General features: G+C 32.7%; 13 protein-coding genes. 5 read left to right on the top strand and 8 right to left on the bottom strand.

The window, feature by feature from the left end:
• Nucleotides 1-20 precede the first annotated feature (20 nt).
• The gene (locus C4S35_RS09025; RefSeq protein WP_103999864.1) at nt 21-707 is read right to left on the bottom strand and encodes an ABC transporter ATP-binding protein; all 687 of its coding nucleotides are present in this window, start codon (nt 705-707) and stop codon (nt 21-23) included.
• A gap of 337 nt (nt 708-1,044) precedes the next feature.
• Between C4S35_RS09025 and C4S35_RS09020 the strand changes: the two genes are divergently transcribed.
• Nucleotides 1,045-1,731: a hypothetical protein gene (locus C4S35_RS09020; RefSeq protein WP_103999863.1), complete on the top strand. Its 687-nt coding sequence runs from the start codon at nt 1,045-1,047 to the stop codon at nt 1,729-1,731.
• 51 nt (nt 1,732-1,782) lie between these two features.
• Here the strand turns inward: C4S35_RS09020 and C4S35_RS09015 are convergent, their stop codons facing one another.
• Nucleotides 1,783-2,556: an O-methyltransferase gene (locus C4S35_RS09015; protein WP_103999862.1), complete on the bottom strand. Its 774-nt coding sequence runs from the start codon at nt 2,554-2,556 to the stop codon at nt 1,783-1,785.
• 284 nt (nt 2,557-2,840) lie between these two features.
• Here C4S35_RS09015 and C4S35_RS09010 point away from each other — a divergent pair, with 284 nt between their 5' ends.
• Nucleotides 2,841-3,146 (top strand): hypothetical protein, encoded by a 306-nt coding sequence (locus C4S35_RS09010; protein ID WP_103999861.1) that lies wholly within the window; start codon nt 2,841-2,843, stop codon nt 3,144-3,146.
• Between the two features lie 294 nt (nt 3,147-3,440).
• Here the strand turns inward: C4S35_RS09010 and C4S35_RS09005 are convergent, their stop codons facing one another.
• From C4S35_RS09005 to C4S35_RS08985, 6 genes are all read right to left on the bottom strand, one after another.
• A complete protein-coding gene (locus C4S35_RS09005; RefSeq protein WP_103999933.1) occupies nt 3,441-3,626 on the bottom strand; it encodes a hypothetical protein in 186 nt (61 codons plus the stop codon).
• Nucleotides 3,627-4,005: 379 nt separating this feature from the next.
• On the bottom strand, nt 4,006-4,170 hold the full coding sequence (locus C4S35_RS15605) for a hypothetical protein (RefSeq protein WP_159916697.1): 165 nt from the start codon (nt 4,168-4,170) through the stop codon (nt 4,006-4,008).
• A gap of 284 nt (nt 4,171-4,454) precedes the next feature.
• The gene (locus C4S35_RS09000; protein WP_103999860.1) at nt 4,455-4,907 is read right to left on the bottom strand and encodes a Gmad2 immunoglobulin-like domain-containing protein; all 453 of its coding nucleotides are present in this window, start codon (nt 4,905-4,907) and stop codon (nt 4,455-4,457) included.
• A 56-nt stretch (nt 4,908-4,963) separates the two neighbouring features.
• A complete protein-coding gene (locus C4S35_RS08995; RefSeq protein ID WP_103999859.1) occupies nt 4,964-5,269 on the bottom strand; it encodes a hypothetical protein in 306 nt (101 codons plus the stop codon).
• Nucleotides 5,270-5,565: 296 nt separating this feature from the next.
• Nucleotides 5,566-7,428 (bottom strand): ABC-F family ATP-binding cassette domain-containing protein, encoded by a 1,863-nt coding sequence (locus tag C4S35_RS08990; protein WP_103999858.1) that lies wholly within the window; start codon nt 7,426-7,428, stop codon nt 5,566-5,568.
• 80 nt (nt 7,429-7,508) lie between these two features.
• Nucleotides 7,509-8,477 carry a T9SS C-terminal target domain-containing protein gene (locus C4S35_RS08985; protein ID WP_244175230.1) on the bottom strand — a complete coding sequence of 323 codons (969 nt, stop codon included), beginning with the start codon at nt 8,475-8,477 and terminating at the stop codon, nt 7,509-7,511.
• A 235-nt stretch (nt 8,478-8,712) separates the two neighbouring features.
• On the opposite strand from C4S35_RS08985, the gene C4S35_RS08980 reads away from it, so the two are divergent.
• The 3 genes from C4S35_RS08980 (at nt 8,713) to C4S35_RS08970 (ending at nt 11,851) form a co-directional block, all read left to right on the top strand.
• Nucleotides 8,713-8,955: a hypothetical protein gene (locus tag C4S35_RS08980; RefSeq protein WP_103999857.1), complete on the top strand. Its 243-nt coding sequence runs from the start codon at nt 8,713-8,715 to the stop codon at nt 8,953-8,955.
• 343 nt (nt 8,956-9,298) lie between these two features.
• On the top strand, nt 9,299-10,462 hold the full coding sequence (locus tag C4S35_RS08975) for a glycosyltransferase family 2 protein (RefSeq protein ID WP_103999856.1): 1,164 nt from the start codon (nt 9,299-9,301) through the stop codon (nt 10,460-10,462).
• Between the two features lie 84 nt (nt 10,463-10,546).
• A complete protein-coding gene (locus C4S35_RS08970; protein WP_103999855.1) occupies nt 10,547-11,851 on the top strand; it encodes a dihydrolipoamide acetyltransferase family protein in 1,305 nt (434 codons plus the stop codon).
• The last annotated feature ends 127 nt before the right edge of the window (nt 11,852-11,978 follow it).

Here is an 11,978-nt window from a genome sequence, read left to right as displayed (position 1 = left end):
GGAAATAGCTCCTAAAAAAACTATTTAACAGTATCGCTTTCGATAATTCCATCTCTTAAACGGATAATTCGGTGTGCATAAGCGGCAATTTCTTCTTCGTGAGTTACTAAAATCACGGTGTTTCCGTTAGCGTGTATGTCGCCAAAAAGTTTCATGATTTCAAGCGATGTTTTACTGTCCAGATTTCCTGTAGGTTCATCGGCTAGAATAATTGACGGTTTGTTGACCAAAGCACGTGCAATTGCCACACGCTGGCGTTGTCCACCTGAAAGTTGATTGGGTTGGTGATCCATTCTATCGGCAAGATTCACTTGTTCCAGTACTTCTGAAGCGCGTTTGTTTCTTTCCGATTTTGAAAATCCCGCATAAATCATGGGTAAAGCCACATTATCCAGTGCTGTTGTTCTGGGTAAAAGATTGAAAGTCTGGAAAACGAAGCCTATTTCTTTGTTACGGATTTCGGCTAATTCGTCATCTTTCATCTTGCTGACATCTTTTCCGTTCAAAATATACGTTCCTGAAGTTGGCGTGTCTAAGCAACCTAAAAGATTCATTAAAGTTGATTTTCCAGAACCGGAAGGTCCCATTAATGCAACATATTCTCCTTTATTTATTTCTAAATCAATTCCCTTGAGGACATAAACGATTTCGTTTCCGAGAACAAAATCCCGTTTTATATTGGATATTTTAATTAATGGATTGGCCATTGTGGTTTTAGATTTTATAGATGCTGTTGAGATTTTAAAAGTACAAAAGACTTTTGGATTACAAATAAGTAGTTGTTTTTTAAATTTGTTACAGTATTGCTTCAAAATTGACCTCAAATTCTTTCAAATTCAAATTGTAGCTTTTTTATTGGATTTTAATAATTAAAAAGACAGTTTGATGTTTTATATAATTTTATCAATAAGTTATATAATTACCACTTAATCGCTTTTTATTTCATAATTTATTTTATTATTTTTATAATTTTTGGTTAATTATTGAATTTTTTATAAATTGCTTTACATTTGTTCAATAAATATTTAATTAAACCAAGAAATTATGAAAAGTAAAAATTTATTATTAGGAGCAGCGGTAATCGCATTAGGATTTACATCATGTAAGGACGAAAAAGCTGAGCAAGCAGAAAAAAAAGTTGAAACCTATGTTGTGTACGTAGATTCAATTGGAAATGTTGCTGAGGCAGATGCTAAAACAAATTGGGAGGCCATTGATGCTTCTTATCAAATGAGAATTAGTGATGCACAAGCTGCTTTAGAAAATTTGAAAGATAAAGAAAAAGCACAGGAAAGAATAGATGCAAGTAAAGCAAAGTATGAAGCATTGAAAGCTAAAATGCAAGCGGATATGAATGCTATAAAAGAGGAAGTTGCAACAACCTCAACTACAATCAATTCAAAACAAAAATTGAGAAATGCTTTGTTTGGACAAGGAAAAATTGGAGATGATATGAATTTCAGTTGGGTAAATAAAGACAATATTCATAGTGTTTATCAACAATTTATTCATACTGCTGAAGACAACAAAGACAGCTATTCTCGTGAGGATTGGGACGAAATAAAATTAATGTATGAAGCATTAGACAGCAGAAAAAATACGGTTGAAAAAGAAGGACTTTCTTCTGACGACAATAGAAAAATAGCTGGTTTAAAATTTAAATTTGCTCCAATGATAAAAGTAAACAGAATGGGAGCAAAATCTGACGAAATGAAAGATGCAAAACAATAAATAATTATTGATTCAAGTGAGAAATGACCGTCAGAAATGGCGGTCATTTTTTTATACCCTAATAGTAAAATGTTCTTTTTCTTGTTCTTTTCTAAAAAATACCAATCCCCACTGAAACGTATCGATGGTAACGGTAACTTTAGGATGGTTTTTTATGATTTCCCAAGCTTCTTCCATTTCTGGCGACCAATGAATATCATCGAAAATCCAAAGCGTTTCGTTCGTAATTGTGGGCAATAGTAGTTCAAAATAATCTAATGTAGCTCGTTTTTGATGATTGCCATCGAAGTAAATGAGGTTAAAGTTTAAAGTTTGACATTTACTAAAATAAGCGTCGAATGTTGTTACTTCGGAATTTATATTAGTTAAAGCAAATTGTATAAATTGGGTTTGAGCTATTTTTGCCGACTCCGGACAACCTTCTAAAGTAGTTATTTTTGCTTTTAAATTTCCTAAAGTAAGCGCGGAAGTGGCTAATCCTAGGGAAGTTCCAATTTCTAAAATATTTTCAGGCTGGGAATAATTGACAATTCTAAACAGCAATTCAGCTCGTTTCAGGCTAATTCCAGCAGTTTTTGCAATCTTGGAGATTTCTCTTGTGTTAGATTTAAAAACTTTTGATCCTGCACCAAAATCAGTGACTTCAATTGTATTTTTATTTTCTAAAAGTGAATTTCGATACTTTTTTAAAATAGTATATTCCGGTTTTGATTTGGTGTCATAAAAACATTTCGTAATTAAGGTAAATACAAAAGGGGAATGTACTGCATGTTCGTTTTTAGAATGCCAAAGAAATTGTAAGTAGGATTTGATCTGGAATAGCATAGCGTTTATTAGACAGTGTTTTATAAAGTAGGCACGAAGATACAAAGGCATTTTACAAAAGAGGAATTATAGTCCCAGATTTAAAATTATATTTTGCTTCCTTTTTAATTAAGTTAAAGAGGATAGTAGGTTTAAGATCATTTTATTACTTTGTGTTGTTAGTAATTAATAATTTTAGGACTGTTATCGTGCAGTTTTCTTTTTTTTATTATCTTTAATTTGAATTCGGCAACTATAAAAGTTGTTCATAATTTTAATTTAATCACATTTTAATTTTAACTAGTATGGTAATAGAGTATCAAGGGGAACAAAACGGAGTTCCAACAAAATTTACTATAAGAATCATCAATAATAATATATCGAAAACGAGTTCGAATTACCAAATTGATTTACTGGTAGGCGACAAGAAATTGCCAACTTTTAAGACATTAATCCATAAGAGTTTGTCTAATTGTTTGAAAGAAATTTACTTGTTCCGTAAATACAACGGTATCAGGTTTGATGCTGATACAGAAAAAGTAGCACCTAAAGTTACCCTTTACGATTCGATTTTATATAATTATCACAAGAAGACCTTGTTTATAGCATAAGTCATTTAGACGGGGTACTTTTAAAAAATAAAGCCACAACAGAATTTGATTTTGTTGTGGTTTTTGTTTGCTTTTACAACTAAATTTCAATTTTTTGAATTCAGTTTTAGTAAATATGTCAATTTTAAGCTTTTAATAAGAATAAAATTTGACTTTAGTTTAATTAATCAATAGAAGTCAATGCTTACGCTAAAGAATAATAAGTATTATTTGTTCTTTTTAGGGGACTGAAGTGCATATGCAAATCCAAGGCCAAATAACAATGTTATAAGTCCCGCGAAATATGGGATTAAGTCAGACATCTTTATTGTTTTGAATTAGTTTTAAATAAATGCCGAACGCTAAAATCGAAGGAACCCAAATTCCAATAAATATGGCTTGGTCCTTATTTCCCTGAAAATATAAAACTTCTGAGAAAATCAATGAAAGGAACGCTGCTACAAATAGCAGCTTATCAGATAATGTAAATTTTTTTAACATTTTTATTAATTTAAAAATTATTTTGTAGCAAGATACTGAAGTAAACTTATAAAACATAAATGGAGATATATTTGTTTGTATTATTGTTTTATCAAAATATTAAGAATTGTTTATCAGATAGATTTTTCAGAATAAAATAAATATAATGCATTGGGAATTCAAATTATTGACAAATCGCCGTACATCGTACTATTTAATTGTGTTTGTTGGAGTAAAAAAAATAATACAACTAAAAAATAGTAGCTCGGAAAATTATTTAAAGATTTGGAAACTATTTCATGATAAACACTTTAATAGTATAAAAAAAAACCACAACAGAATTAAATTTTGTTGTGGTGTTTCGTTTTATTCAACGCAGTGCAAAAGTATTCAAAACTACCTATCGATTTGTATTTAAAGGTGTAGTATGACGTTTGTCATAATTTGCACAATCTTTTCTTAGGTAGAATATTCCAAAAACTACAAAGGCTACAAATATCAAAACAGGCATTATTTTAAACGGTTTTCTTGATGATGAATCGAAAGAATGGTGGTTTTTTTTCATTTCTATTTTTTTCTTATTTGTTAGCTAATGTACATAAACCTTCTTAAAATTATAATTTTAAATGATAAGCTCCTAAATTTCCCTAACCATTAAAAGTGTTGGGGGTTGTGAAATAGATTTGCATGGGTTTTGTCATTTCGACGAACGAGAAATCTCACTTGTTGCTCTAGTTTTGTAATTCTGTGCTATCGATGTTTTTAGCGCATTGTTATGGTCAAAAAGTCAAAAAAATATTTACGCAGCTTAACCAAGAACTACTGTAAATTTCGAAAAGCGGGCTCAACTTAAAAAAGAATAATCGGCAATTCATGTTGACGGCTGCCATCTTTAGCGCTTGATTCAAATAAAACGAGGGTTAATTCAGAATTTTCTCGTCTTTTCTGAACAGTAATTGTAAAGTCAAACTTGCCCCATTCGGGAGCTCCCGCATCAGTCATTTGAAAACCTTTCTTCAGCTCGTCGTGTCCGTCTTCAATAATCCAGTTAAAGTTAGCCTCAAAGATTTGTCCTTTTCCACGTACTCGGAATTTATTTTCGTCTATTCGTTCCACGGTTACTTCTTTGAAACGTTCATTAAAATATTGTTTTGGCAGTAGATTTTCTGGCTTTGTTTTCTTTACTACTTTAATGGTTTCAGGAATAGTTATTAAAGTGTCATTCATAATGGTAGTGCGCTGATTTTCCTTCTTATTGCATGCCAATAATAGAAAAGCTGATAACAAAATTGCCCATCTCATAATTATATTTTTTATTTTTTCTAATTGAGTCTAACACTAATTTGGTAATATTGTGGTTATTGTTTGTTGTCAGGCAATAGTGTAATAAAACGTTGTAAAACGAAATTCCCAAATAAAAACCACAAGTAAGCAAAAATGCTGAACATGAAAACAAAAATAGGAGCAAAGCAAACTAAAACGACAACTCCTTTTAATCCATAAACATCTTCATTGTTAAAGTTTACGGGCATAAATCCAAAACTCACTAAGATTACAAATAATACTAAAAAGGGTAAATAAGCAAATGAAAACGTCACAAAAATTTTCTTAAATAAAGAGGTTGGCTTTCCTGAATATTTTGATAAAGTGGTTTTGACATTCATTGGGTTTAGGTTTTACTTATAATTTTTAAGGATTGTAGTTATGGGCACGGATTGCAAATCCGCGCTAGCGGGGTTACACTATAAGATGGCAACTTTTTTATTTTGCTAAAATAGAAATTAACTATTGAAAAGAAATAAAATAGCTTTTTATTTTTATAATTTTTCTTACTAATTTAGAATTACTTTTTTACTAAAAAAAACAAACCCACAACAAAATCAAAATTCTGTTATAGGTGTAAATTGAATAGTATTACTGTTCGGTACTGCAAACTGCGACTGAACACTGAATACTAATTCTATCCTTCTATCTTCGCAGAAAGCTCAAACCATCTTTCCTCTTTCTCTTCAATTTTATTGATGATGTTTCGTAACTCATTTGCTTTCTTTTCAATAGAAGCATCTTCGATTTTTCCATCGGAGAATAATTGTTCTATACTCGCTTTCTGAAGCTCTAAATCCTTGATTTCTTTCTCGGTTTTCTGGAATTCTTTTTGCTCGTTGAACGTCAGGTTTCCTGTAGGATTATTTTGTTTCCAGTCTTTCTTATCGGCTTTGTTTTCCTCTTTTTGAGCCACATCAGCACTGTCTTCGTAAGCTCTAAAATCAGAATAGTTTCCGGGGAAATTTTCGACTACACCATCACCTCTAAAAATGAATAAGTGATCTACAATTTTATCCATAAAATATCGGTCGTGCGAAACTACTAGTAGGCAACCCGGATAATCCAAAAGGAAGCTTTCCAAAACATTAAGTGTTACAATATCTAAATCATTCGTGGGCTCATCCAGAATCAAGAAGTTCGGATTCTGAATCAAAACCGTACACAAGTACAAACGTTTTAATTCTCCACCACTCAATCGATCTACAAAATCATATTGTTTTTTGGCATCAAACAAGAAACGCTCTAACAATTGCGAAGCCGAAATCAATTTCCCTTTCATCAACGGAATGAATTCTCCGTATTCCTTTATCACATCAATCACACGCTGACCCGGTTTCGGGTTGATTCCGCTTTGCGTGTAATAACCCACTTTTATCGTTTCACCAATCACCACTTTTCCACCATCAAGCGGAATAGTTCCGGTCAATAAATTTAAGAAAGTCGATTTTCCGGTTCCGTTTTTTCCAATGATTCCGATGCGTTCGCCACGTTGAAAATCAAAACTGAAATTATCCATGATCACATGATCTTTGAATTTTTTGGAGATTTTGTGAAGCTCAATAATCTTGCTTCCCATGCGCTCCATGTTAATTTCAAGCTCCACTTTATTTTCACGACGACGGCTTTGCGCTTTTTCCTTGATGTCATAAAAATCATCCTGACGCGATTTCGATTTAGTCGTTCTCGCTTTGGGCTGACGTCGCATCCATTCCAGTTCTTTGACAAAAAGGTTCTGCGCTTTATCCACACTTGAATTTTCAGACGCGATGCGTTCTTCTTTTTTCTCTAAATAATACGAGTAATTTCCTTTATATTGGTATAATTTTCCGTTGTCTAATTCGATAATTTCATTACAAACACGCTCTAGGAAGAAGCGGTCGTGTGTCACCATAAACAACGTAATGTTTTCTTTGGCAAAATAGCTTTCCAGCCATTCAATCATCTCTAAATCCAAGTGATTCGTAGGTTCATCCAGGATCAATAAATCAGGACGATTGATCAAAATAATAGCCAGTGACAAACGTTTTTTCTGTCCACCAGAAAGATTTTTTACTTTCAGTTTGAAATTTTCCAACTTCAGTTTGAATAAAATTTGCTTGTACTGCGTTTCAAAATCCCACGCATTGTGCTGATCCATTCCGTCAAAAGCTTTTTGGTAGGCTTCTTCATCTTCGGGATTTTCTAATGCTTTTTCATACGCTTCAATTACTTTCAAAGTCTCATTATCCGAAGCGAAAATGCTTTCTTCAATGGTCAATTCTTCCTGCAAATTATTGTTTTGCGAAAGAAACGCCATTTTTATGCCTTTTCTCAAAACTACTTGTCCGGTATCTGGTTCGTCAAGACCATTAATAATACTCATAATGGTAGTTTTTCCAGAGCCGTTTTTGGCTATGAAGGCAATTTTTTGGTCTTTATTGATTCCAAACGAAATGTTTTCAAAAAGCGTTCTTTCACCAAAAGATTTCGAGATATTTTCAACTGATAAGTAATTCACAAGGCTAAATTTTTTGCAAAAGTAAGCTATTAAATACCGATTTGCCAATTGTTTAGTTGAATCTAAGTTTTCATTAACAATTATTGTTTCAGATATTTAGTTAGAAACGCACTTAAATCAAGCTGATGCAACTGCTGCGGGACATTAATAATTGGTTTTTTGACAAAGTTCTCATTAGTTAAATAATAATGAAGTCCATCTTGAGTACTGATGCCTTCGATTTGATGAAAAGGAAGCGCAATATTGATTTTCCTCTTGTTTCCAGAAAAGAAACTAGAATTATTGTAATCGTAAAAGAGATAGATGAAAGGCGATAAAGTCTTACTGTAACCAGCAAGAACGAGTAACTTTTTTTCGATCAAATAGGTTGCTGCGGTAATTAATCCTTTCACATTAAAGGATTCTTGTAGTTGTGCAATATAATTGCCGGGAGTTTTTGGAATTACATAAACACTGGTTCTTTTTTCTTTCCATTGTTTGGTAAATAAGTAAATACTGTCACCAGAAACAATAAAAGCTTCACAATCAAAATTGGTTGCGTTGGTCTTGGTTTTTGTAAAGTCTGTTTGATTGGAATACGAAAACGAAAGTGTGTCAATTTTTGCATTGTTCTGCGAAAGCGATTGTTTTTCAACTCGTAATATATGAAGATTCTTTCTATTTCCGGAGACATTATTCCCAAAATCCCCAATGTAAAAGTGGTCACTGTCCTGTGAAATTTCTTCCCAATCAGTATTGGTTGCATTTTTTAATTCAATTTTATTTTGAATAACACCTTTGGTATCGATCGCATAAAGAGCCGTGTCAGTATCATCATTACAGGTCCAAAAAAGGGAATCGCTTTGGGTCAAACTAGACGTTTCTTTCAGAATTGCATCTAGTTTTACGGAATATTTTGGTTTAATTTTTACCGAAACATAGTTACAACTTCCGTCATTTAAAGTAGCAATTGGATTGTAATTTTTGGAAAGCGGATCCGTGCAGCCCGAAATTTGAGCCTGCGTTGGACTAATAAAAATCAAGAGTAATATAAAGAATATCTTTTTCAATGAATTAAAATATAAGGACCGTTAGTATTCGCCAAAAGTAATGGATTCTAAGGATTAAAATCTTAATTTGGAGCGAATGATTTAGGTTTATTTAGATACATTGTTCCCGCTTTTCGCCTTTATCTTTGTTCGTTCCTCTCAAAGGATATCGGCTTTATCGGGGCTATGGAGAAACATGTTTTTGTGTTGTTTAATCTTCTAAAAAAGTGTATATTACTTTTTTAAAATAATTGTAATGAATTCTAAGTCAAAAAAATATGAAAGAAACGAAAAATCCCAATCAGTGGAGGAAGTAACTGTTTTATATCAATCAAAATCCGATTTAGAAACTGAAAATCAGGATGGCTTTTGGGATGAACTTCCTGAACAGGTAAAGCAATTAATTGAAATTGGTTTAAAACAAAGTGAGCAAGGACTTGGCAAACCACATTCTCAAATAATGGCTGAAGTCAAAAGAAATTTAATCTCACTTAATTAAGTATTATATTTATTGGCTCACTTTAGCGGAATTATCCTTTTTAAATGAAATTGATTTTATGAAAATAGAATATCAATGAAGTTAAAAAATTTGCGCTAGTAGTTTACGATTTTATTGGTGCTTTGAGTAAAATCCTTCCATTGAAAAGTGTAGTTCAAAACGTAAAATTTATTCTATGATTATTTCAAAACAAACAACGTTATACTGCATTATTTTAGAAGACAAAAATCAAAATGATTTATTGTTATCTTGGAACGACAAACAAAATCCAAGTATTCTCAAAAAAATATTAAGATAATTTTCTAATTTTCTAATTGGCAAATTTTCTAATTATATTTGTCCAATGCAACTATCCGTCATCATTCTCAATTATAACGTACGTTATTTTCTGGAACAGTGTGTTTTAAGCGTTCAAAACGCATTAGAAACCATTGACGGTGAAATTATTGTAATCGATAATAACTCTCAAGATGACAGTTGCACAATGATGAAACAACGTTTTCCAAATGTAAAACTCATTCAAAACAATGAAAATATAGGTTTTTCAAAAGGCAATAATATAGGAGTTGCCCAAGCCAGAGGAGAATACATTTGCATTCTGAATCCCGATACTGTTGTTGCGGAAGATACATTTACAAAAGTGTTGACTTTTGCCCAAAAACAATCTGATTTGGGAATCTTGGGTTGCAAACTTATCGATGGATCCGGGAATTTTCTGTCCGAAAGCAAACGGGGTATCCCGACGCCTTTTGTCGCATTTACGAAGGTTACGGGCTTGTATAAATTATTTCCTAAATCAAGAACGTTCGGAAAATATTATGCGCAACATTTAGATGAAAATCAAACCGGAAAAGTAGAAATTCTAGTGGGAGCTTTTATGTTTATGAAGCGGAATTTATATCAAGAAGTAGGCGGATTTGATGAAGATTGTTTCATGTACTCAGACGATATTGATTTGTCGTATCGGATCTTGAAAGAGGGGAAATGTAATTATTATTTTCATGAAACGACCGTAATACATTATAAAGGAGAAAGTACGATTAAGGACGGAATCTATATGAAACGGTTTCAGGAAGCCATGCAATTCTTTTACAAAAAACATTATAAAGCTTCCTTACTCTTTTCTTTATTTATGAAAGCAGGAATTATTTTTTTCTCGGTCGTAAAAATGTTTCAAGGTCAACCAAAAATAAAATCTGAACCAAAATTTTTTGCTTTTTATTCTTCGAACAACGAATTAACAAATAAACTGGCTCTGATTTTTCAAAAAAAAGTTGCATTTCACGATTTGAAAACAGAAAAAAAGGTAATTTCGTATTCTGTTAAAGGGGAAGCAGGAACAGAAATTATGTTGGATAACGAATTCATTTCTTTTAAAGAATGTATTCGTTTTATGGAATTATCAAAAAATAAGGGGTTTACCTTTAGAATTTTACCTAAAAACGCCAAATTTTTAATTGGAAGTGATAATTCCAGAGAAAGAGGCGTGGTGGTGAAAATCGAGTGAAAAATTACATTAAATGTAATTTATATTTAAAATATTTAGTAATTTCGCAAACTGAAAATCAAAATCACCTTTTAGGTTAACAATATGGCAAGATTTGAATTGAAACTTCCAAAAATGGGAGAAAGTGTCGCAGAAGCAACCATTACAAATTGGTTGAAAGAAGTTGGAGACAAAATAGAAGCTGATGAAGCAGTACTCGAAATAGCAACTGATAAGGTTGATAGCGAAGTGCCTAGTGAAGTTTCAGGTATTTTAGTTGAGCAACTGTTTGGTAAAGATGATTTAGTTCAGGTCGGGCAAACAATTGCTATTATTGAAACTGAAGGTGGAGAACTTGTACCTGTTGTTAAAGAATCTGCTGCCCCAGAGGCTGTTGCCGAGGTAACAAAAACGGTTGATGCAGCTAAAGAAAGCGTTGCTACTCCAATAAATTTCTCTGATTCTGAAAAATTCTTATCGCCATTGGTGAAAAATATTGCCAAAGAAGAAGGGGTTTCTGTCGCGGAATTAGACACGATTTCAGGAACTGGAAAAGAGGGAAGAGTTACTAAAAATGATATTTTAGAATACGTACAAAATAGATCAAGCCAACCGGTAGCTGTTGCAGCTCCAGTGGCGGAAGTTCAAAAAGCAGTTGCAGTTCCTGTAGCTCAAAAAGCGGCTCCTGTTTCCGTAAGTGGTGGTGATGAAATTATTGAAATGGACAGAATGCGCAAGCTGATTGCGGGTTACATGGTCGCTTCAGTTCAAACTTCGGCTCACGTTCAGTCGTTCATTGAAGTGGATGTGACGAATATTGTAAAATGGAGAGAGAAAAATAAAGTTGCTTTTGAGAAAAGAGAAGGAGAAAAGTTGACTTATACTCCAATTTTCATGGAAGCAGTTGCGAAAGCGATAAAAGATTTCCCGGGAATGAATATTTCTGTTGATGGTGATTTTATCATCAAAAAGAAAAATATTAACCTTGGAATGGCTGCATCGTTGCCAAACGGAAACTTGATTGTTCCAGTTATTAAAAATGCGGATCAATTAAACTTAGTTGGTATGGCAAAAGCAGTAAACGATTTAGGTGGTCGTGCTAAAGCTGGAAAACTAAAACCGGATGATACTCAAGGCGGAACTTATACCGTTACTAATGTGGGAACTTTTGGAAGTGTTTTTGGCACGCCAATTTTGAATCAACCTCAAGTTGGTATTCTGGCACTTGGAGCAATCCGTAAAATGCCGGCAGTAATCGAAACTCCGGAAGGTGATTTTATTGGTATTCGTCAAAAAATGTTCTTATCACATAGTTACGACCACAGAGTTGTAGATGGTGCATTAGGAGGAAGTTTTGTAAAAAGAGTAGCTGAATACTTAGAAGCTTTTGATGTAAACAGAGATTTTTAAAAGTTTATAATTACAATAAAAACCCGATTGATTTTTTTAAAATCAATCGGGTTTTCTTTTTTTGAGGTTTTCTGAAACTTTAAACTTTAAACTTTAAACGAAATTAAACCCAAATCTATATATTTGT

Origin of the sequence: Flavobacterium urumqiense, from assembly GCF_900108015.1 — a bacterium.
Classification (GTDB): domain Bacteria; phylum Bacteroidota; class Bacteroidia; order Flavobacteriales; family Flavobacteriaceae; genus Flavobacterium; species Flavobacterium urumqiense.
The sequence above is the reverse complement of the archived record's forward strand: the minus strand, read 5'-3'. Positions and strand labels throughout refer to the sequence as shown.